We start from the raw sequence: 20,569 nt of genomic DNA on the forward strand, positions 1-20,569 counted from the left end.
CATGTATCGCGGATAGCTAAGAAGATTCGAGAGAGGGGCCCGTCAATGCGTCTGACCAATTCAAACAGATTTCGACCTTTGTGCCGTATTCTGCTTGCGGCCCTGACCGGCATCCTGGCGACGGCGAGTTTCGCGCAGACGGTCGACCCGTCGCCTGCCGACCTGAGGCTGGTCCCGCAGAGCGAGGCCCAGATCAAGCTGTCCTTCGCCCCCGTTGCAAAGCAGGTCGCGCCGGCTGTCGTGAATGTCTACGCCAGCCGGAAAGTGGTCCAGCGGCAGAGGGTTTCACCGTTTTTCGAAGACCCGTTTTTCCGCCGGTTTTTCGGACAGCCCGGTGCCGGTAACGGCCGCCCGCGCGAGCGCGTGGAATCATCGCTCGGTTCCGGCGTGATCATCACAGCCGATGGCACCGTGATCACCAACCATCACGTCATCAAGGGCGCGGACGCTGTTCGCGTGGCGCTCAACGACCGCCGGGAGTTTGACGCTGACATCGTGTTGATGGATGAGCGAACGGATCTGGCCGTGCTCAAGATCCGCGAAGAGGGACCTTTCGAGCATGTCAGTTTTGCAAGCTCGGACAGTCTTGAGGTCGGCGACATCGTCCTGGCGATCGGCAACCCGTTCGGCGTCGGGCAGACCGTTACGCAAGGGATTGTCTCCGCACTCGCGAGAACGCAGGTCGGAGTGACAGACTTCCAGTTCTTTATCCAGACGGACGCGGCCATCAACCCCGGCAATTCCGGCGGTGCGCTGGTTGACATGTCCGGAAACCTCGTCGGCATCAACACGGCGATCTTCTCGCGCTCGGGCGGATCGAACGGCATCGGTTTTGCCATTCCAGCACACATGGCCCGCTTTGTGGCCCAGGCGGCGGATCAGGGCGGCAAGGTGCGCCGGCCGTGGCTCGGCGCAACGGTGCAGATGGTCAATGCGGAAATCGCCGAAGCGCTTTCTCTCGACCGCCCGCAGGGCGTTCTCGTCACGGCCGTCTTTGACGATTCTCCCGCCCATAAGGCGGGGCTCGAGGTAAGCGATCTGGTCGTCGAGATCGAGGGCAAGGAAGTCATTGACCCGAATTCCTTCGGATACCGCTTTGCCACGAAAATGATAGGTGAAACGTCCGAATTCCTGATTGTCAGGGATGGGCAGGAAGTCTCGCTTTCGGTGCCGCTGGTGCCGGCACCGGAAACCGTTCCGCGCGACACGCGTGAGCTGCGCGAGTATTCACCGTTCGAGGGTGTCACCGTCATGAACCTGTCTCCGGCGGTTGCCGAAGAGCTGGGTCTGGATGGCGGCGTTTTCGAAGGTGTCGTAATTGCTTCGGTCGACCGCCGCGGAGCGGCCAACCAGGTGGGCATGCGCCCCGGGGACATTATTCGTGCGGTCAATGAGCGTAAGGTTGCATCAACACGGATGCTGGAGGTGATCACCAAAACGCCCCCGCGTGTCTGGGTTCTCGAGATTGAGCGCAACGGCAAGGTTTCGAAGCTGGAAGTGAGATAGGACGCCCGTGAGCGATCTCTTCGAAGCCTCCGGACTTGCGCAATCCGGTCCGCGTCCGCTGGCGGACCGCCTGCGGCCTTCGCGTCTTGCCGACGTCGTGGGACAGGACCATCTCCTGGGAGCGGAAGGCACGCTTTCGCGGATGCTCAAAACGCGGACCCTCGGGTCCCTGATCTTCTGGGGTCCGCCGGGAACCGGGAAGACGACCATTGCGCGTCTGCTCGCCAACGAGACCGATCTTGCGTTCGAACAGATCTCGGCGATCTTCTCTGGCGTTGCCGACCTGAAGAAAGTCTTCGAGGCGGCGCGGGCCAGGCGAATGGGCGGGCGTTCGACGCTGCTCTTCGTCGACGAGATCCATCGCTTCAACCGTGCCCAGCAGGACAGTTTTCTGCCGGTCATGGAGGACGGGACGATCACGCTCGTTGGTGCGACCACGGAAAATCCGTCCTTTGAACTCAATGCCGCGCTGCTCTCGCGTTCACACGTGATGACGTTCCACTCGCTCTCGCTGGAAGCATTGGAGGCGCTGCTGAAGCGTGCCGAGGACACGGAAGACAAGAATCTTCCGCTCGACGACGAGGCGCGGCAGGTGCTGATCCGCATGGCTGACGGTGACGGGCGGTCCGCATTGACGCTTGCCGAAGATGTGTGGCGGGCCGCGGCGGAAGACGAGGTCTTCGATGCGGAGCGTCTTCAGGAAATCGTGCAACGCCGCGCGCCGATCTACGACAAGAGCGCCGACGGTCACTACAACCTCATCTCCGCATTGCACAAGTCGGTCAGAGGCTCTGACCCGGACGCTGCGCTCTACTGGTTCTGCCGCATGCTGGACGGCGGCGAAGACCCGATGTACCTGGCGCGCCGGCTGATCCGCATGGCGGTGGAAGACATCGGTCTGGCCGATCCGAATGCGCTTGTCCAAACCAATGCAGCGCGGGACGCGTACCAGATGCTGGGTTCACCGGAAGGGGAGTTGGCGCTTGCACAGGCCGTGATTTACGTCGCCACCGCTCCCAAATCCAACGGCGCCTATGTCGCCTACAAGGCGGCGATGCGCGATGCGAAGTCCAGCGGTTCCCTGCTTCCGCCGAAACACATCCTGAACGCACCGACCAAGCTCATGAAGGAAGAGGGATACGGGGCAGGGTATCGGTATGATCACGACGCGCCTGACGGATTTTCAGGGCAGGACTATTTTCCCGAACAGCTCGGCCGCCAGACCTACTACGATCCGCCGGAGCGCGGCTTTGAAAGAGACCTGCGCAAGCGGCTTGAATACTGGAGCAAACTGCGGCGGGAGCGCAGCTGAGAACGCGAGCGTGAACGTCAGGATGCAGAGTTCGTAGAGCGGATCAAGACCCTGTCCGTTCCGGCGGTGCTCCAAAGAAACCCACGATTTCCTGAAGACGACCGTCCGTGGAGATTGAGCCGAAATCGACACCGTCGATCTTCACGATGCCGTCGCCTGATATCAGCTGCCATTTGAAATAGATGCGGGAATTGTGTTCGCTTGCGCCGCTGATGAGTTCAATGCGGGCACCCGGCATCCGTTGATGAAATTGACCGATGTACCCTGACAGTTGCTCGCGTCCATAAGCTGTTCCTGCCGGATCCATGTATTGCCCATCGTCGCTCCAGCAGAGCTCGAGCAACCTGTGGCGCTCAACCGGATCGGCTTCGTTCCAAGCTGCGGCGTATGAAGAGAGCACTTGCTGAATATCCATGGTCAGTATCCTAGACCAATCTGCCGGTCACGTGTTGCTTGGTGATGCGATCCTGGATCGCGATGTTTGCTCCCGGTCGCGTTGTGCGTCGGCCCGGTTTTCCGGGATCTCGGTAGTGAAAGCGCTGGAGCAGAAAACTCTTTTACACATTTTCCACGCGCAAGCGTGATCAGGTATGATGGCCGCATAGTGTTGATTTGCTTTGTTGAGATCGTTTCATCGCCATCTAAGGAATATGGAAATTTTTTTCTGATAGACGGTCTCTAACAATCCACTTGGTAGCTTCATGAAGGAAATCGAACTCAGACTTGCGCTCGTGCTTTATGGCGGTGTTTCGCTGGCCATCTACATGCACGGGGTGAGCCGAGAGATCCTGAATCTCGTGCGCGCATCAAGCTACCGGCTGGACCGGAACGGTGGCTCTACCGAACCGACCGGTGCGCTCGAACTGCAACCGGTCCAGTGTGCCTACCAGAACCTGCTCGACCTGCTTTCAGGCGTCGCCGATATCCGCGTTGTCGTCGATGCGATCGCTGGCGCGTCGGCGGGCGGTGTCAACGGCATCATGCTTGCACGCGCGATTGCGCATGACCTGCCACTGGAGAGCCACAGCGAAATGTGGCTCGAAAATGCCGACGTGACACGGTTGTCGCGGCCACAATCGGGCTTGTCGCGTTATCTGAAGCTCTCCATCTCGCCCGTCCTCGACCAGCTCATATCCGCACGGCTCGACAAGCAGATCAAGAATGAGGAAACGCGGGACAAGCTGCGGCAGTTCATGCAGGCGAGGTGGTTTTCGCCTCCCTTTTCGGGTGAGCGTTTCATCGGCTGGATGCTCGATGCCTGCCGCAAGATGGAACGGGGAGAAAACGGGGAGCGGACCCTCATTCCACGCGGACAGACTCTCGATCTGTTTGTCACGATCACCGATTACAACGGCATCAAGAGGCGGATCCTGCTCGACGATCCCGCTTTTGTCGAAGAGTGGGATCACAGGCGTATCCTGAAGTTTCACGCGGTTCACCGCACCAGGGGACATGTCGACAGCCAGTTCGACGCGGACAACATTCCCGAACTGGTTTTCACGGCCCGGGCCACCTCTTCGTTCCCCGGCGCTTTCCCGCCGGCAACGGTCGCGGAAATGGATCGCGCGCTGGCAAGGCACGACTTTGACTGGCCGGAAAGAGACACGTTCCTGAGCCGGGAGCTCTGCCTGACACCCGACAGGACCGCGCAACATTGCTTTGTCGACGGGAGCGTCGTCATGAACAAGCCGTTCGCCCCCGTCATTGACGTGATCGAGGAACGGCCTGCGGCACGGGAAGTGGCAAGACGGCTGATCTACGTGGATCCGGCTCCGGTCGACATGAGCGAAGGTGGCGACAAGCCGATGGAGCTACCGGGCTTTTTCCGGGTCATACTTGCTTCTCTTGCCCATATTCCCAGGAACGAGCCGATTGGCGATGACCTAAAGGAACTGGAGCAGAACAACAGACGGAGCCGCTGGCTCGCCCAGTTGATCGACACGACCGGACCGGTTGTCGAACAGGCGGTGTCGAAGCTGTTGCCGACGTGGCGCGCGATCACCGCCGATGTCCTGTCCAAGTGCCGGCGCGACGCCACCAACACGGCATTCGAGCAGGCCGGTTTCGCTTTTCTGAACTACCAGTCTCTCAAGCTGCACGCGCTTGCCGAACGGCTCGCAGGGCTCACAAACAGGCTGGCCGGCGAGGTGGATCTCCGGGTGCGGGAAGAGGCGGCACTATCCGTCTTCTCAAATCACTTCAACCGGCTTGCGAGCGAAAGCAAGGACGGTCTCGGGCGCACCGATCCCCACGTCGTCGCGTTGCTCAGAGGCCTTGATGTGGACTACCGCATCCGCCGTCTTCGTTTTGCCATCCGCAAACTCAACGGGTTTTACCAGCCCGGGTCCGCTTCATCGTTGCCAGCGCCGGATGCCGGTGCACTGGATCATCTGAAAGGGCTCCTTTACGAGCAGATCGATCACCTTGGCTGGCGTTGGACGGAAACGTTTTTCGGCGGAAGAAGCAAAGAGGTGTCCGAGGCGTTTCTTGCGGCAAGTGCGTCCGGTCAGTGTGATCTGGAAACGCATGTCGAGCCGCTTCTCTCCAACCTTTCGAAGATGATGGGCCTTGTCGATCTCGACCGGCTTCATGATGAACTGTTCGCTGAAACCGCGCGCGATCTTCTCGACAAGGACCGGCATATGTCGCTGCTGAGGTCTTATGTCGGCTTCGGCTTTTACGATCTGATCACGTTCCCGGTGCTGCAACGGAACGACTTTTCGGAGGTCACCGAAATCCTCGTGGATCGCATCAGCCCGAGGGATGCCGCGAGCCTATATACGGAAGGCTTCGAATTAAAGGGCAAAGCGCTCAATTCCTTCGGTGCATTCTTCAACAGAAGCTGGCGCGAACACGACTATCTCTGGGGCCGCCTCAACGCAGCCGACAGGCTGGTCAGCATCGTCCTGTCCGCGGCAGGAGCGGCAACATTGCCTCAACCTCAGGTCAACCAGGCAAGGGCGCAGATTTTTTTGGCGATCCTGGAAGAAGAACGGGAAAAGCTGACAGCGATTCCTGAGGAGATCGAACGTGTGGACGATCTGATCCGCTCGATCTATCCCGATTTTGCGCATGTGGCGGAAGAAGTTTGAGGAACGTCGTCCATTTCTCCATGTCGCTGTTGTCAAAATAGTGTTTGAAACTCCAGATTACTGATTATTATCCCGTGCGTTTTCCTCTGTGATTCAAAAATAAAAATCCGACTGGAGTGAATTTATGTCCAAATTGCTTTTGGCTTTATTTTCTGTTTCCTGCATTCTTTTTTCAAGTCCGTCTATTGCAGCGAAGCTGACAATAGAAGTGGCAAACAACGGGCAGGAAATCAGCCGATCAGAACTTAAGGAATACAAGAAGACATTTCGCGAGGCGGCGCGTTCAGGCAAGGTTCCGGATGGCTGGAGACAGCTCAATGGAAATGCAATCCGCAGGGCTCTGAAGGGCAAAACCATAAGAACGACTTTTCTCAGCGGCAACAATTGCGTGCTCTATTTCGCCTTTTTCAACGACGGAGACGTCAAGCGGCTCTACCGAAAATGCAGTCGCAGCACCGATTCCGGCAAGTATCGGATCTTCAACAACAAAATCAAGGTGTTGAATATCGTGTACGATGTATATTCGAACGGCTCCATGTTTGTCTTTGCGCGTCAATACAGTGGCAAGTGGCTTGGCCAGATATTCAAGGCAGGGCGGAAAATCACCTTCTCCGAGGAAGATGCATTCAAGAGAAACTGATTTTCTTGCCGCGGCCCGGCTTCAACCAAGGAAAACTGCGATGCTGCTTACCATTGATCACGTGATGTTTCCGGTCTATCTCGGCGACCAACTCCTTGATGAGGTGGAGTGGACCTGGAAGGACAGGGGCTACAGCAGGGTTTTCCGCGAAGCTGAGCGACAGGAGTTTCTGCCGCTTTATTGCCAGAGCAACCAGTTCTATGTCGAATACCTGTCGAACCGGTCCACCTTTTCATACTGGAGCAATGCAGTTTTCGTCGTGGTGCCCAAGCAATTCTGGGACTACTACAAAGAACCGGCTCTCTTGTCGGAGCACTTTCTGATCCCCTATTTCGGGTCCGGATATCAGCTGGTAAGTCCCGACTTTCCGCATCTGAACAGCAAGCTGAACGGTGGATCGGATGAAGGGTTCCGGCTACTTGTCTCACCAGATCTCTTTAAGGTCCTGGCTCGCGTCGCCGATCAGGAATGGACACTGCCTGATCATATAGAACCGCATAGCGATCTGAAACATATGCACGACATGGCGGTTCTGGACGCAGAAAGTCGGCTTGTCGCGCCGCTTTATCAGGCCAATCCTGCGCTGAAAGGCTACTTCTGACCGCGATACGAATGCGGTTCACCTGAACCTTTCAGGTAGGGGCTTGGTCCTTCGCTTCGCTCTGAGTAGTGTTGAAGCGGGCGCGGGGCTCAAAGTTGATGCAATGCCTTTGGATGCCTTGATCGGGAGGCAATTGATCGTTCGCTTGCCTGCCCATGTCTGACGAGCCAGGACGGAAAACCTGACGCTCAAACAGATCGGGGAGCGGGTGTTTGAAAGAGATGGAGACGGTTTGAAACATCTTCTTCTTGTAATGCTGGGCGGTGCATTCGGGGCGGGGGCAAGACATCTTGTGGCTCTCGCCAGCCTGCGGCTGTTCGGGACAGGGTTTCCCGTTGGAACGCTCACGGTGAACGTTGTCGGTTCGCTTGCTATGGGGCTCCTGATCGGGTGGCTGGTGAAATCGGATTTTCAGCATATTCAGACCGTTCGATACTTCATTGCGACCGGCATTCTCGGCGGTTTCACGACGTTTTCTGCTTTCTCGCTCGATACTTCTGTGCTGTGGGAGCGTGGCGACACGATTCTGGCGATGGTGTACGTGGTGGCATCGGTGGTGCTGTCCATCGCGGCAGTGTTCGGCGGCCTTGCCATTGCGCGTCAGGTGGTGTCCTAAGTTTCCCTTCCAATTGTGCCGAATTGCGCCTATACGCAGCGGAATGATCTTCCAGCCGTGGCAAGTGCAAAGCCCTGGTTGACAGCGATCCCGCCGGATCGCCAATGGTTCCGAGAACAATATGTCCGCGATTGAACAGAAAAAAGTGACCGCCGACGAAGCGGGCATGCGCCTCGACCGTTGGTTCAAGGCGCATTATCCGGGCCTCGGTTTCGGCCGTCTGCAAAAGCTGCTGCGCACCGGCCAGGTCCGCGTCGACGGCAAGCGCGCCGAAGCCAGTACGCGTATCGCCAAGGGACAGTTGGTGCGGATCCCGCCACTTGGCGTTGATCTCCCGGCGGACGACCGCAAGAATGCAAAGCCCAAATCCACGAAATTGACCGCTGATGACAGGAAAGCCATCGAGGAGATGCTGCTCTTCGAGGACAATCAGGTCATGGTGCTGAACAAGCCGGCCGGGCTGGCGGTCCAGGGCGGTTCCGGTCTCAAACGGCATCTTGACGGCATGCTGGACGCGTTCACCGACCGCAAGGGCAACAAGCCGCGCCTGGTGCATCGCCTCGACCGGGAAACATCCGGCATCATCCTGGTTGCGCGGACGCGGCAAGCGGCGCAGGAACTGACCAAGGCCTTCCGACATCGGAACACGCGCAAGATCTATTGGACGATGCTCGCAGGTGTGCCCAAGCCGAAGCAGGGCCGCATATCAACCTTTCTGGCGCGCAGCGAAGGCGAGGAGAGGATGCGGGTCACCCGCCAGGGCGACGATGACGCCCAGCACGCGGTATCTCTTTATTCCGTCTTCGAGCAATCGGCGCAGAAACTGTCCTGGGTCACCATGAAGCCGGTCACGGGCCGGACCCACCAGCTCAGGGCGCATGCCGCTCATATCGGTCACCCGATCATCGGTGACGACAAGTATTTCAACATCGAGAACTGGGAGCTTCCCGGAGGCATCCAGAACCGGCTGCACCTTCTGGCACGCCGCATCGTCATTCCGCACCCGTCGGGCCATGGCATGATCGACGTATCGGCGCCACTTCCCCCGCACATGCAGCAGACCTGGAACCTGCTCGGCTTTAACGCAAGCGACTATGATCCGGAAGCGGACGATCCGGACGAGACGCTGATCAGGCGGTAGTCATCCGAAACGCCCGGACGACCCGGACCGTCATGCGGGATGGATGCGGATGTTGAAACCTTCCGCTTCGACCGGAGGCTGGTAGTGACGGCTGACGCGCTCGAATTGTTCGTCGGAAACCTGAAATTCGTGTTCGCCGGTGGCGTTGCGCTTTCTGAGCCGTTCCCTGCAGACGTCGTCGCTGACATCAATCAGATGCAACTGGTGTTCGCAGCCCGCCGTTTCGAAGAGATCGCGCATCCACAGCCTCAAGTCGATCGTGTTTGCGGGAAAGTCGAGGACGACGGAGAGACCTGATCTGAGCAGGTCGACAATATGCGGCTTGAGCGCCGTTCGCAGCTTCGCTGAAAATTTCACATAATCGGCGAGGGTCTGTATCTGATCGCCGTAAAGTTCGGACAGCCAGAAATCTTCACGGATCAAAATTGTGCCCGGCGTTTCCGCAAGGCTGCGCGCCAGTGTCGATTTGCCGGCGGCGATCTTTCCGCAGATCATGTGAAGGGTGGCTTGCTCGACCATCTGCCCCTGCCTTGTGAGGAGGAACGTGCTTTCGGGGATAGCAGTTCCGTACCCTAGAGCCCCTGAAAAAGGGCGCTGACGATGACGGACACGACCGTCACCGCGACGACGCCGGCAACGAATTTCCAGGCGTCGGATCGCTTCTTGAGCCCCGGCCAGCCAAGTGGTTTGATTACCTGAATGGCGGCAATCAGGATGAGGAAGACGGCCAGTATCTTGGTCAAGGAAAAGCTCCGGACGGGACTTCGCTGTCTTTAGCCAATCTGCCGCCCAAGGGCAAGATGTTCAGCGCAAACTCAGGCGTCGGTGCCCCGATTGAGCTTGGCCATGTATTTCGGCAGCTTCTCCATGGACGGGACCACGATGATTTTCTTCACCTTGCCGGCTTTGAAGGCCTTCAGGAACTTGTTGTAGTCCTTGAAGGCAACACAGCCGTGAGAGCCATTGGAGCGGCGGAGCAGGGGGCTGTGCGCCAGCATGCCGTCGCGGCCCTTCATCGCTGCCAGATCTCTCGGTGTCATACGAATGGCCTCGACACCGTGGAACCGCCGTTCACGCATTCTCAGATCGTAGATGTTGGGCGGGGTCGGTCCGAGGTTCCTCACATGCGCATATTTTGGGTTGTCTTTCCGGTGGCCGATGCCCGAGTGGGCTTCAAGTTTCGTTCCGTCCGGCATGTGGACGACCGCAGCGCTGATATCATAGACCGCAATGCCGCTACCACGGCCCGGAAGGCCGCCCTTCAAACCGTTGAAGATCTTGCCCAGTCCGCCGAAACCGCTCTTGTTCTGCTCCTCCGGTATGCCGGGTGTCGCATAGGCGAGAACGGGTGCCGGGGTTTGAGATACCTCCGCATCCGGCTTTGTGCGCACCGCCACGGAACGAACAGGTGCTTCCGGTTTGGTGCCCGGCACACGAACTGTGGCCACCGGTGCAACAAGTGCCGGCTGGGCGAGCGCCAGCTGTGCAGCTGCCTCTACGCGCTCAGCCCGCGCGATGGCCAGATGCTGGGCAAACCTGAGATGCGCAAGTTTGGCCGCAAGCTTGAATTTGGCGATTTTCTTGACGCGTTCATCGTCCAAAGCTGCCGCTGTGTCTGAAAACAGCTGGACACGCACAGTCACGGATGGCTCGGCGGTATCCTTGGCGGTCAAGGCGTTGGCTGATGGCGAAACGCTGGCAAAAGACTGGGCACCAGAGACACTCGATTGCTGCTCTGCCGCGGCAGGTACCGCCGGTGTGACAAGCGCGATAACCGTTTGATCATGTCCGGGTTCGGAAGCGAATTTGCCTGCCGACGTGAGCGCCGGGCCAAAAAAACCTGTCGAGAGGGCGAGCACCGCCAGAACGAGCACGATGCCAAAGGTGCGCAGGGGAAAGGTCCGTGCCCGTCTCGGTTGCTTGTCCCCGTTCGGTGTTTTCTGTTCGATCTTTTGCATTCCGGCAACACCATCCCACTGGACGCAATTAGAATACTGCGTTCCAAAACTGTTCGGATTTGGCGACAATCTGTCCCAAACGACTGCGTCCAACCACCTGCACAAGTATCCGCTTGTATGGTAACCGGACGGTTTACGAACATGGTTAACAAGACCTTACGGGAAGTGCAGGCTTCCAAAACCACCACAAAGAGGCAAATTTCGGGCACATCTGCCTCAAAGGGGTTATGCGGCCAGAGACCGATTCAAATTGCCCGAACATGGGGGCCCTTCGGTCTTCGTCTTCTCACGCTTGATCGGCAAAACGAAGTGGCGAGAGGCTGTCACTTTCCCGGCAATCAAATGACCCTTGACCCGGAGCGGAAAACACTGCACATGCGGGCCTTGGCTGAACGGGCACAGGTTTCCTCATGTATCTGATCATTTTCGATGTCGACGGGACGCTGGTCGACAGTCAGAACACCATTTTTCATGGGCTTCAGGTCGGTTTCGAAGCCGTGGGATTGCCGATGCCTGACCGCAAGACGGCACTTTCGATTGTGGGCCGGTCTCTCGAAGAGGCGTTTTCGGATCTAGTCGGAGAAGCGCATCTTGAGAAGGTGCCTGCGATGGCCGAAGCATATCGGCAGGCCAAGTGGGCGAGGCGGGCCGAAGGTCTCGAAATTGATCCGCTGTACCCTGGTGCAAGGGAGGCAATCGAGCGGCTGCACGCACGGGATGACTTCCTGCTTGGCATTGCAACCGGCAAGGCCCTGCGCGGGGTAAAGCACATGCAAGACACGCATGGTCTTCACGGCAAGTTCGCAACGATCCAGACGGCCGATACGTCCCCATCCAAGCCGCATCCCGACATGATCGAGCGGGCGCTGTCTGAAACAGGTGTGGGTCCTGAAAGGTCGGTCATGATCGGCGATACCGGGTTCGACATGTCGATGGCCAAATCGGCAGGCATCAGAACCATTGGCGTTACGTGGGGATACCATGACCATTCACGGCTCGCGGCCGAAGGCGCAGACACGATCATTCATGGTTTCGATGAACTGGATGACGCGCTAGCCGAAATTCTGAATTTTGACAAGGAAACAGTCTGATGCGCGACTTTCTTGATACGCTGCATGAAGAAGCGGCCAAAGATCCCGAGCAGCGCGCGCGTGAACTCTCCAGACGCGAACTTCCGAAGCGTTTCTACAAGGAGGCTGCTTACGCCGAAACGGAAGACGGTTTTGTCATTCATCTCGACGGAAGACCGGTGAAGACGCCAGGAAAGGCGGCGCTTTCCCTGCCGAACGAAAAGCTGGCGGCATCCGTATCGGCAGAATGGGCGGCGCAGGAAAAGGAGATCAACCCGGCGACGATGCCGCTCACCAGGATCACCAATTCCGCGCTCGACGCGGTGAGCGTGCGCGCTGAGGAAGTCCTGGATGACATCGTCAGCTTCGCCGGCAACGACGCATTGTGTTATCGCGCCGATGATCCGCAAAGCCTTGTCGAGACGCAGCGCGTGCTCTGGGATCCGGTTGTCGATTGGGCTGGCGAGCTTCTGGGGGGACGGTTCGTTCTGATCGAAGGCGTGATCCATGCTGCCCAAGCCGATGCGCTTCTGGCCTCCTACAAGGACCGTCTTGCGGGCGAGACGCCGCTGCGTCTTGCCGCGCTTCACACGATCACCAGCCTGACCGGGTCCGCACTGCTCGCTCTCGGCCTGCGCGAGGGCCATGTTGATGCGGATATGGCCTGGACCGCAGCGCATGTGGAAGAGGATCACAATATCGAACGCTGGGGAGAGGATGCGCAAGCCGCGCAGATGCGCGCCTACAAGCGAACCGAATTTGATGCGGCTGTTCTGATCCTGCAAACGACCTGAAGGCTCCTGATGGGTCCCGAAGGACCCGCGGCCGTCCGATCCATGGTAGCAGCGGTCATCGGCCCGTTCTGAGCCTCCGGACAGCCTTGTGACAGGATGAGCTTCACGCCATGTAGAACGAGGTCGCCATCAGGAAGAAGATCAGGACACCGAGGACATCGTTGGACGAGGTGATGAAGACCCCGATGGCCATGGCCGGATCGATGCCGATCTTGTCCAGGACGATGGGCACCGTTGCCCCGACCATGGCCGCAAGCGTGGTAACGCAAAGCAAGGACAGCGACGTCGCCAGGGCAAGACGTTCAGGTGCTTCGAGCGGAACGATCAGCGACGCCGCAAGAACCAGGATTCCGAGCAACGTCCCGGCAACGGCGCCATTGATGAGGGCTGCGAAGGACTCCTTCAGCAGCCGGAAGGCGATATCACCTGACCAGAGCGCGCCGGTGGCGATCCCCTGAACGGCAACCGCGGAAGCCTGGAGACCGGCATTCCCGGCCATCGACATGGTCACGGGGATGAAGGCGGCAAGGATCGCCGCTTCGGCGAGTTGGTCTTCGTAAGACCCGACCACGGTTGCTGCCACGCTTGCCCCTACGAGACCCGCCAGCAGCCAAGGAAGTCGCCCGCGAACAATCCGGAAAACCGTGTCGTCCGAGCGCGCCTCGCCGGAGACACCACTCATCAGCAGCATGTCCTCGTTGGCTTCGTCTGCTGCGATCCGGGTCAGTTGTTTCGGCGTGATCCGCCCGATCAGGTGGCCTTCGCCGCTGACAACCGGGACCGTGCGCATGTCACGCTTCCGGGCAAGACGAAGAACTTCTTCCTGGTCCGTATCTGTGGAAACGGCGATCACATCCCGGTTCATGATCTCTTTGAGCTGAACATCGTCCTGCGCGAGCAACAGCTTTCCCACTTCCACGGTCCCGGTGAGTTTCCCGGCCGCATCGGTGACATAGACGGTAAAGACCCTGCGTATCCGGTCGGCTTCATCGCGCATCAGTTCGACGGCTTCGCCGGCCGTGCAGTCTTCACGCAGGGCGACGAATTTGCGCGCCATGACCCTGCCGGCGGTATCGTCGGCATAGGTGCCTCTGGTGGCAATATCCTCGACGTCGGGGAGGCGGGCGATCAGTTCGTCGGCGACATCATCGGGAAACTCGTTGAGAATTTCGATCGCATCTTCAGGGTCCAGGCCGGCAAGAATGTCCCTGAACTGTTCGAGCGTTGATTCTTCCATCAGGATCGACCGGAATTCGGGCCTGAGTTCCGCAACAACCTTGATAGAGGGATTGGCCGGCAGCCACTGGAAGAGCTTGCGCGCCTGCTTCAGCCGCAGCCGGGTCAGCAGCTGCATGACGTCGATCGGATCCCAGCGCTTGAGAAGCTCGACAATCTGGTTGCGCTTGCCAGCCTTGATCATGTCCCTGACGGCTTTCAGGGCGTTGTCGTTTGCCTCCAGCGGCTCCTGCGACGTTTCCCGTGTCCAGGTGACGGGGTCGAGTTCGCTTGCGGTGCCGCTGCTCATGAAGACTTACTCCGGGTCGGTCGGTCCGCTTCTAAAGCCGGTTTGTGACGCCTTTCTGACAGCGAGGGGCGCCGTTCAAACGTCGAATTCGTCAATGTCGCCAAAGGCTGCGCGCAGTTTTTCCGACCAACCTTGCGAGAGTTTCTGGAAATAGGGGTCGTCCTGCTCGATCCGCACCTGCCGGTCGGTCGAAAAGGTGTCCTTGTTGTAGAGCAGCATGTCGATGGGCATGCCGACGGACAGGTTCGACCTGATGGTGGAATCAAAGGAGAGCAGAACCAGTTTTGCGGCCTCGCCGAGGCGCATGTCCGCTCTGGTGACACGGTCGAGGATCGGCTTGCCGTATTTGTGCTCACCGATCTGGAGGAACGGGGTGTCTTCACCGACTTCGATGAAATTTCCCGCCGCGTATATCTGGAACATGCGCGGCTCTTCGCCCTCGATCTGGCCACCGATGATGAATGTCACGAAGAAATTCTCTGCGCTGGTCGCAAGGGCTTCGCCGTCGATCGACTTGACCTCCCGCACCGCGCTGCCTACGAGCCGCGCAACCTGGAACATGGTCTTGGCGGTCATCAGCGTGGCACGGTCGTTTTCCGCAGAGGTGATGTGTTCGCTCAGGAGTGAGACGACCGCCTGGGTCACCGCGAGATTACCCGCCGACAGCAACGTGATTACCCGCTCGCCGGGCTCTTCCCAAATGTGAAGCTTCTTGTAGGTGGCAATGTTATCGACACCGGCATTGGTGCGCGTGTCTGCGGCAAACACAAGCCCGCGGTCCAGTTTCAAGCCGACACAATATGTCATTCAATAAAGCCCCTCAGACATTGCCCACCGATCTGTTACCACACTGAACTGCGATTGGGCGTCCGAAAAGTCACAATTACTGCTGTTGTTGAAAAACCGCCTGTGTCACGTCGACCTGGACCTGAAGGTTTTCCTCCAATCCGCCAAAGCGGATGCCCCGGATCGGCGCGGCAGACCGCGAATCGAGACCGACGGTCAGCCGGATGTAGCGATCGGTAGGACATTGCGCGTTCGAAACGTCGAAACCCGTCCAGCCGAGACCTTCAATCAGCACTTCAGCCCAGGCATGGTGCGCTTCGGAGGCCTGTTCGTCTTCAAGCAGAAGGTATCCGGAAACATAGCGCGCCGGGACACCGAGGGAGCGGGCAGCCGCGATGAAGATGTGTGCGTGGTCCTGACAGACGCCTTCGCCGGCCGCCAAAGCCGCTGCCGCCGGTGCGTGCGTCTCCGTGACACCGACCTTGTAATCAACCTTGTCTCTGATCGCATGCATGAGCGCATGGAAACCGGAAATCCGGTCATCGTCCTCCGCGTTCGCAGCCAGCCTCCTGATCGCCTGGTTCGGCTGTGTCAGGGGAGTTATGCGCGTGTAGATCCGCGGCGGAACCGTGGCATCTGGTTCCTGGCCAAGGATCCCGTTGGTGTCTTTTGTCTCCACTATCCCCGTCGCGGTAATTTCCACATCTTCCACGGGTTCGCTGCGCGAAACCATGTGAACCCGATTGCCGAAGGCGTCCTTGTAGGTTGTCGCACGGGAAATGCCGGGGGCGTCGATCGACCATTCGATCACCTGTTGCGCCGGCCCGTTCTCCGGCGTCAGGCGGATCTGCTGCATGGCGTTCGCAAGCGGCGCGTCGTAACGGTAACGAGTTGAATGTCGGACGGTCAGTTGCATGCGGCACCCGGTTGAAGTTTGGTTCGGTCAGGAGAAGTTGTAGTCCTTGGACAGCTCGAACGCGAACTGGTTGTTTCTGCCGACAAAGTCGGCCAGAAACTCGTGAAGCCCGTCCTGGTAGATTTCACGCATCTGCTTTTCAGACAGGCTCTGCGCGATTTCCTTCGCCATTGCGAGGCTCGGCTCCTGTGAACTGTAGAATTGCGAAAGATCTTCTGCAGTGTCTGCGATCCAGTTGTAGCAATGCGCGAGTGATCGCGGCATCTCCTTCCTGAGAATAAGGAACTCCGCGATATTAAAGGCTTTCAGCCGGGCGTTGGGATAGGCAAAGCGGTAGCTTCTTCGGCCCGACAGCGCTCTGAGGATGGCCGACCACTGGTACTTTTCCATGGAGCCGTCATCGAGAATGTCGCTGTCCGGCAAGAGCGACCAGTATTGCGTGTTGAGGATCCGCGCCGTGTTGTCCGCGCGTTCCACGAAATTGCCCATTTGGGAGAAGAAATAGCCGTCGTTTCTGAGCACCGTGTTCAAAAGAGCGCCACGGAACAGGTGCGCCCGCTGGTTCACCCATGCAAGAAAGTCCGGTAGCCTTTCCTGGGTGATGGTCTGCGGGTTGACCTCGGTGAACTCGATCCAGGTGGTGTTGATTGCTTCCCAGAGTTCGGCGGTGATCCCGGTTCGAACCGCGCGTGCGTTGTTGCGGGCCAGTTCGAGACTGTTGCGCACGCTGACGGAATTCTCCTTTGAAAAAAGAAGGAAAAACGCGAGATTGCGGATCCCGAGTTCATCGTATTTTTCCGAGAATTCGGCTTCGCATCCCGAACAGGTCAACGCGAATGTCCAATGTGTGCCGTGTTCCTGTCCGCGGTGGGATATGATCGCTCCACGATAGGCGACTTCCAGGAGGCGGGCCACATTCTGGGCCCGCTCTTGGTAGCGCGACATCCAGAAAAGCGAGGAGGCGGTTCTTCCGAGCATCAGATGTCAGTCCTCAAGTACCCAGGTATCCTTGGTGCCGCCGCCCTGACTGGAATTGACGACAAGCGATCCTTTTTTGAGTGCAACGCGGGTCAGGCCGCCAGGTGTGATCCGGACCTGATCGCCGATCAGCACGAAGGGGCGCAAATCCACGTGCCTGGGCGCGACGCCGGAGGCGACATGGGTCGGACAGGCCGAGAGCGCAAGGGTCGGCTGGGCGATGTAGTTGGACGGTGTTGCCTCGAGAACCTTTCGGAACTCGGCAATCTCTCGCTTGGACGCGGTCGGGCCGATCAGCATGCCATAACCGCCGGAGCCATGGACTTCCTTGACGACAATGTCCTCGAGATTGTCGAGAACGTAGGCCAGATCGTCGGGGCGTGAGCAGTTCCACGTCGGGACGTTGTTGAGGATGGGCTTCTGGCCCGTGTAGAACTCGATGATATCGGGAACATAGGCGTAGATGGCCTTGTCGTCGGCAATCCCGGTGCCGGGAGCGTTGCAGATCGTGACATTGCCCGCGCGATAGGCATCGAACAGTCCCGGCACACCCAGCATGCTGTCCGCATTGAAGGTGAGGGGATCCAGGAACGCATCGTCGATGCGCCTGTAGATCACGTCGACCTGTTCCGGTTCGCGCGTCGTGCGCATAAAAACCTTGCCGGCATCGACAAAAAGATCCCGGCCTTCCACCAGTTCAACACCCATGGAATCAGCCAGAAAGGCGTGTTCGAAATAGGCCGAGTTATAGATGCCGGGTGTCAGGACGACGATGGTCTGCGCCGACTTGGACGGATCAGGTGCGACGCTTTCCAGCGTCCGGCGCAGGAGTTCGGGATATTGCTCGACAGGTGCAACGGCGTGAGTCTGGAAGAGTTCCGGGAACAGCCGCATCATCGTTTCGCGGTTTTCCATCATGTAGGAAACGCCGCTCGGGGTGCGGGTGTTGTCTTCCAGGACGTAGAACTCGTTCTCCGAAACCCGGACAAGATCCGTACCAATAATGTGTGCATAGACCTTGCGCGCAGGTGTGAACCCCGCCATTTCAGGCAGGAACGCTTCGTTCTGCAAGATAAGGTCGGCGGGAATGATGCCGGCGCGCAGGATTTCCTGGCGATGGTAGATGTCGTGCATGAAGGCGTTGAGGGCGCGTACGCGCTGATCGATGCCTGCTGACAGTTTTCGCCACTCGGAAGCGGAAATGATACGGGGGATGGGATCGAAGGGGATCAGTCGTTCCGTTGCTTCTTCTGCCCCGTAGACAGCGAAGGTGATCCCGAGCCTGCGGAAAATCGTCTCCGCATCCCGGCTCTTCTTTGTAAGGAAATTAGCGGGTTTGTCTTCGAGCCAAGTCGCGAGCCTGGAATAAGGTGACCGCGGTCCACCGGCATCGTCGAGCATTTCATTGAAGAAAGTCCGATCGTCCGCCATTGCCTCCCCTTTGCCTGTTTTGCTTGTTTTGCAATCATGACAAAATTCTGAAGTGTGTCAAAGGACAATATCTCAGCTTTGTTGCCCAGTGTTTGTGCAATTTCGTCCCCGTGTTGAAGACGTTGTCGAAGAACCGTCCAACAGATCCGCAACACTGAAAACCTATATCCGCCAGAGGTCTGTGGGTTAGCGGTTCTCCGTTCTGAACGGTCATGCTTAGAAAGGCGATCCTGCAATGGCCCTAGGTGATGGACCCATAAATGAGGCAGTACTGGTTTGAGGCGGCTTGCTTCTCGTCAAGGCGCGGAAGCGCAGGAAATGTCCCTCATTTTCAAGCCTTTCGCAACGCCGAGGAGGAGCAAGCCGGTCAAATCCGAAGGACATGGATATGGCGTCACCCCGTGGCGTCAGCGTGCTTGACCGGGCAAAAAGCCCGCTCCGCACACCCTTCCTAACGGGATTTCGCCATTTCGCATGCCATTTCAGTCTCATTTATGGGTCCATCACCTAAGATTGGGCAGCGTGAAATTCCCGCTTCGCCGCCTTCCTTAAGCCCATATGCTGACTTTGCCTTGTGCATGGAACATGGTACGGCCTTTTAAAAATCGCGTAGCGGGAGGACCTGATGAAAGAAGTGCTGGCCGAACTGGAACAACGCCGCGAGACGGCCCGCCTCGGGGGCGGTCAACGCCGGATCGACTCTCAGCACTCGAAGGGCAAACTCACCGCTCGCGAGCGTATCGAGGCTCTTCTGGACGAGGGCTCTTTTGAAGAATTCGACATGTTCAAGCAGCATCGCTGCACCGAATTCGGCATGGAGGAGCAACACATCCCGGGCGATGGCGTTGTGACCGGTTGGGGAACGGTCAACGGCAGGACCATTTACGTGTTCTCCAAGGATTTCACCGTTTTCGGCGGTTCGCTCTCCGAAGCGCATGCGGAAAAGATCACCAAGCTACAGGACATGGCCCTGCAGAACCGGGCACCGATCATCGGTCTCTTCGATGCGGGAGGAGCGCGCATCCAGGAAGGCGTGGCGGCCCTGGGCGGATATGGTGAAGTGTTCCGGCGCAACGTGCTTGCGTCGGGTGTGATCCCGCAGATTTCCCTGATCATGGGGCCTTGCGCCGGCGGCGATGTCTATTCGCCGGCAATGACCGATTTCATCTTCATGGTGCGTGACACGTCCTACATGTTCGTCACCGGCCCCGACGTCGTCAAAACGGTGACCAACGAGACAGTGACGGCCGAAGAACTGGGCGGGGCCTCGATCCACACGACCAAGTCATCAATTGCCGATGGGGCGTTCGACAACGATGTCGAAGCGCTCTCGGAGATGCGGCGGCTCATTGATTTTCTGCCGATGAACAATCAGGCCAACCTCCCGGAACTGACGAACTACGACGATCCCGACCGGATCGACACCAGCCTCGACACGCTTGTGCCTGACAATCCGAACAAGCCTTACGACATGCGTGAACTTGTCCTGAAGACGGTCGATGAGGGCGATTTCTTTGAGATCCAGAAAGGCTTCGCGGGCAACATCCTGACGGGCTTCGGGCGGATCGAAGGCCGGTCCGTCGGCATCGTTGCCAACCAGCCGATGGTGCTTGCCGGGGTTCTGGATTCAGACGCAAGCCGCAAGGCTGCTCGTTTTGTCCGGTTCTGCGACTGCTTCAACATCCCGATCGTCACCTTTGTAGACGTGCCGGGCTTCCTGCCGGGCACGGCGCAGGAATACGGCGGGCTGATAAAACACGGCGCGAAACTGCTTTTTGCCTACACGGAGGCAACCGTCCCGAAAGTTACGGTGATCACCCGCAAGGCTTATGGCGGCGCTTACGACGTCATGAGTTCGAAGCATATTGGCGGCGATATCAATTACGCCTGGCCAAGCGCGGAGATTGCGGTGATGGGGGCGAAAGGCGCGGTTGAGATTCTCTACCGGAACGAGTTGGGCGATCAGGACAAAATCGCAAAGCGCACAAAAGACTACGAAGACCGCTTTGCAAATCCGTTTGTCGCTGCCGAACGCGGTTACATCGACGACGTTATCAGGCCCCATTCGACACGTCGCCGCGTTGCCAAGGCGCTGGCTCTCCTCAGATCGAAACGGGAAGAGACGCCCTGGAAGAAGCACGACAACATTCCGCTCTGACGAGTTTCCGGGGTCGCCTTGACAGGATCATGACAAAACAGGCCG

19 protein-coding genes are annotated in these 20,569 nt (G+C 58.4%); 10 read left to right on the top strand and 9 right to left on the bottom strand.

The genetic code is table 11. The annotated features are described in order from the left end of the window. Nucleotides 1–45 precede the first annotated feature (45 nt). Together RDA78_RS20025 and RDA78_RS20030 are read left to right on the top strand one after the other, a co-directional pair. Nucleotides 46–1,506 carry a DegQ family serine endoprotease gene (locus tag RDA78_RS20025; RefSeq protein WP_434051554.1) on the top strand — a complete coding sequence of 487 codons (1,461 nt, stop codon included), beginning with the start codon at nucleotides 46–48 and terminating at the stop codon, nucleotides 1,504–1,506. 7 nt (nucleotides 1,507–1,513) lie between these two features. Further along, the gene (locus RDA78_RS20030; RefSeq protein ID WP_434051555.1) at nucleotides 1,514–2,818 is read left to right on the top strand and encodes a replication-associated recombination protein A; all 1,305 of its coding nucleotides are present in this window, start codon (nucleotides 1,514–1,516) and stop codon (nucleotides 2,816–2,818) included. Nucleotides 2,819–2,861: 43 nt separating this feature from the next. On the opposite strand, the gene RDA78_RS20035 is transcribed toward RDA78_RS20030, so the two are convergent. Beyond that, on the bottom strand, nucleotides 2,862–3,233 hold the full coding sequence (locus RDA78_RS20035) for a nuclear transport factor 2 family protein (protein ID WP_434051556.1): 372 nt from the start codon (nucleotides 3,231–3,233) through the stop codon (nucleotides 2,862–2,864). A 286-nt stretch (nucleotides 3,234–3,519) separates the two neighbouring features. On the opposite strand from RDA78_RS20035, the gene RDA78_RS20040 reads away from it, so the two are divergent. The 5 genes from RDA78_RS20040 (at nucleotide 3,520) to RDA78_RS20060 (ending at nucleotide 8,908) form a co-directional block, all read left to right on the top strand. Next, nucleotides 3,520–5,910, top strand: coding sequence for a patatin-like protein (locus RDA78_RS20040; RefSeq protein ID WP_434051557.1), 2,391 nt, complete (start codon nucleotides 3,520–3,522; stop codon nucleotides 5,908–5,910). Nucleotides 5,911–6,034: 124 nt separating this feature from the next. Further along, on the top strand, nucleotides 6,035–6,550 hold the full coding sequence (locus RDA78_RS20045; RefSeq protein ID WP_434051558.1) for a hypothetical protein: 516 nt from the start codon (nucleotides 6,035–6,037) through the stop codon (nucleotides 6,548–6,550). A gap of 40 nt (nucleotides 6,551–6,590) precedes the next feature. Beyond that, entirely contained in the window at nucleotides 6,591–7,151 is a 561-nt protein-coding gene (locus RDA78_RS20050) for a hypothetical protein (RefSeq protein WP_434051559.1), read from the top strand. 232 nt (nucleotides 7,152–7,383) lie between these two features. Then, nucleotides 7,384–7,767: a fluoride efflux transporter CrcB gene (gene crcB, locus RDA78_RS20055; protein ID WP_434051560.1), complete on the top strand. Its 384-nt coding sequence runs from the start codon at nucleotides 7,384–7,386 to the stop codon at nucleotides 7,765–7,767. A gap of 121 nt (nucleotides 7,768–7,888) precedes the next feature. Further along, nucleotides 7,889–8,908 carry an RluA family pseudouridine synthase gene (locus RDA78_RS20060; protein ID WP_434051561.1) on the top strand — a complete coding sequence of 340 codons (1,020 nt, stop codon included), beginning with the start codon at nucleotides 7,889–7,891 and terminating at the stop codon, nucleotides 8,906–8,908. Between the two features lie 30 nt (nucleotides 8,909–8,938). Here the strand turns inward: RDA78_RS20060 and RDA78_RS20065 are convergent, their stop codons facing one another. The 3 genes from RDA78_RS20065 to RDA78_RS20075 form a co-directional block, all read right to left on the bottom strand. Beyond that, a complete protein-coding gene (locus RDA78_RS20065) occupies nucleotides 8,939–9,427 on the bottom strand; it encodes an AAA family ATPase (protein ID WP_434051562.1) in 489 nt (162 codons plus the stop codon). 53 nt (nucleotides 9,428–9,480) lie between these two features. Further along, complete coding sequence (locus tag RDA78_RS20070) at nucleotides 9,481–9,651, bottom strand: hypothetical protein (RefSeq protein WP_319382481.1); 171 nt, start codon at nucleotides 9,649–9,651, stop codon at nucleotides 9,481–9,483. Between the two features lie 72 nt (nucleotides 9,652–9,723). Next, nucleotides 9,724–10,866 (bottom strand): DUF2778 domain-containing protein, encoded by a 1,143-nt coding sequence (locus tag RDA78_RS20075; protein ID WP_434051563.1) that lies wholly within the window; start codon nucleotides 10,864–10,866, stop codon nucleotides 9,724–9,726. 410 nt (nucleotides 10,867–11,276) lie between these two features. On the opposite strand from RDA78_RS20075, the gene RDA78_RS20080 reads away from it, so the two are divergent. Both RDA78_RS20080 and RDA78_RS20085 read left to right on the top strand, forming a co-directional pair. Beyond that, nucleotides 11,277–11,957, top strand: a complete 681-nt coding sequence (locus RDA78_RS20080) for an HAD-IA family hydrolase (RefSeq protein ID WP_434051564.1) — start codon at nucleotides 11,277–11,279, stop codon at nucleotides 11,955–11,957. After that, nucleotides 11,957–12,730, top strand: a complete 774-nt coding sequence (locus RDA78_RS20085; protein WP_434051565.1) for an ATP12 family chaperone protein — start codon at nucleotides 11,957–11,959, stop codon at nucleotides 12,728–12,730. The genes RDA78_RS20080 and RDA78_RS20085 overlap by 1 nt, the downstream gene beginning before the upstream one ends. A gap of 103 nt (nucleotides 12,731–12,833) precedes the next feature. On the opposite strand, the gene mgtE is transcribed toward RDA78_RS20085, so the two are convergent. The 5 genes from mgtE to RDA78_RS20110 form a co-directional block, all read right to left on the bottom strand. Beyond that, complete coding sequence (gene mgtE / locus RDA78_RS20090; RefSeq protein ID WP_434051566.1) at nucleotides 12,834–14,255, bottom strand: magnesium transporter; 1,422 nt, start codon at nucleotides 14,253–14,255, stop codon at nucleotides 12,834–12,836. Nucleotides 14,256–14,330: 75 nt separating this feature from the next. Beyond that, on the bottom strand, nucleotides 14,331–15,062 hold the full coding sequence (locus RDA78_RS20095) for a peptidase (protein WP_434051567.1): 732 nt from the start codon (nucleotides 15,060–15,062) through the stop codon (nucleotides 14,331–14,333). A gap of 76 nt (nucleotides 15,063–15,138) precedes the next feature. Next, complete coding sequence (locus RDA78_RS20100; protein ID WP_434051568.1) at nucleotides 15,139–15,957, bottom strand: transglutaminase family protein; 819 nt, start codon at nucleotides 15,955–15,957, stop codon at nucleotides 15,139–15,141. A 27-nt stretch (nucleotides 15,958–15,984) separates the two neighbouring features. Continuing rightward, the gene (locus RDA78_RS20105; RefSeq protein ID WP_434051569.1) at nucleotides 15,985–16,935 is read right to left on the bottom strand and encodes an alpha-E domain-containing protein; all 951 of its coding nucleotides are present in this window, start codon (nucleotides 16,933–16,935) and stop codon (nucleotides 15,985–15,987) included. Between the two features lie 6 nt (nucleotides 16,936–16,941). Then, nucleotides 16,942–18,366, bottom strand: coding sequence for a circularly permuted type 2 ATP-grasp protein (locus tag RDA78_RS20110; RefSeq protein WP_434051570.1), 1,425 nt, complete (start codon nucleotides 18,364–18,366; stop codon nucleotides 16,942–16,944). 625 nt (nucleotides 18,367–18,991) lie between these two features. Between RDA78_RS20110 and RDA78_RS20115 the strand changes: the two genes are divergently transcribed. Further along, on the top strand, nucleotides 18,992–20,524 hold the full coding sequence (locus RDA78_RS20115) for an acyl-CoA carboxylase subunit beta (RefSeq protein WP_434051571.1): 1,533 nt from the start codon (nucleotides 18,992–18,994) through the stop codon (nucleotides 20,522–20,524). Nucleotides 20,525–20,569 lie beyond the last annotated feature (45 nt).

It is taken from the genome of Roseibium sp. (assembly GCF_051016195.1).
Taxonomy (GTDB): Bacteria; Pseudomonadota; Alphaproteobacteria; order Rhizobiales; family Stappiaceae; genus Roseibium.

Excerpts from the sequence above, each read along its gene's own strand:
- RDA78_RS20025 (WP_434051554.1), top strand. The coding sequence starts at position 46 with ATGCGTCTGACCAATTCAAACAGATTTCGACCTTTGTGCCGTATTCTG.
- RDA78_RS20100 (WP_434051568.1), bottom strand. The coding sequence starts at position 15,957 with ATGCAACTGACCGTCCGACATTCAACTCGTTACCGTTACGACGCGCCG.
- RDA78_RS20045 (WP_434051558.1), top strand. The coding sequence starts at position 6,035 with ATGTCCAAATTGCTTTTGGCTTTATTTTCTGTTTCCTGCATTCTTTTT.
- RDA78_RS20085 (WP_434051565.1), top strand. The coding sequence starts at position 11,957 with ATGCGCGACTTTCTTGATACGCTGCATGAAGAAGCGGCCAAAGATCCC.
- RDA78_RS20115 (WP_434051571.1), top strand. The coding sequence starts at position 18,992 with ATGAAAGAAGTGCTGGCCGAACTGGAACAACGCCGCGAGACGGCCCGC.
- RDA78_RS20035 (WP_434051556.1), bottom strand. The coding sequence starts at position 3,233 with ATGGATATTCAGCAAGTGCTCTCTTCATACGCCGCAGCTTGGAACGAA.
- RDA78_RS20050 (WP_434051559.1), top strand. The coding sequence starts at position 6,591 with ATGCTGCTTACCATTGATCACGTGATGTTTCCGGTCTATCTCGGCGAC.
- RDA78_RS20110 (WP_434051570.1), bottom strand. The coding sequence starts at position 18,366 with ATGGCGGACGATCGGACTTTCTTCAATGAAATGCTCGACGATGCCGGT.
- RDA78_RS20065 (WP_434051562.1), bottom strand. The coding sequence starts at position 9,427 with ATGGTCGAGCAAGCCACCCTTCACATGATCTGCGGAAAGATCGCCGCC.
- RDA78_RS20105 (WP_434051569.1), bottom strand. The coding sequence starts at position 16,935 with ATGCTCGGAAGAACCGCCTCCTCGCTTTTCTGGATGTCGCGCTACCAA.
- RDA78_RS20060 (WP_434051561.1), top strand. The coding sequence starts at position 7,889 with ATGTCCGCGATTGAACAGAAAAAAGTGACCGCCGACGAAGCGGGCATG.
- RDA78_RS20095 (WP_434051567.1), bottom strand. The coding sequence starts at position 15,062 with ATGACATATTGTGTCGGCTTGAAACTGGACCGCGGGCTTGTGTTTGCC.
- mgtE (WP_434051566.1), bottom strand. The coding sequence starts at position 14,255 with ATGAGCAGCGGCACCGCAAGCGAACTCGACCCCGTCACCTGGACACGG.
- RDA78_RS20080 (WP_434051564.1), top strand. The coding sequence starts at position 11,277 with ATGTATCTGATCATTTTCGATGTCGACGGGACGCTGGTCGACAGTCAG.
- RDA78_RS20075 (WP_434051563.1), bottom strand. The coding sequence starts at position 10,866 with ATGCAAAAGATCGAACAGAAAACACCGAACGGGGACAAGCAACCGAGA.
- RDA78_RS20040 (WP_434051557.1), top strand. The coding sequence starts at position 3,520 with ATGAAGGAAATCGAACTCAGACTTGCGCTCGTGCTTTATGGCGGTGTT.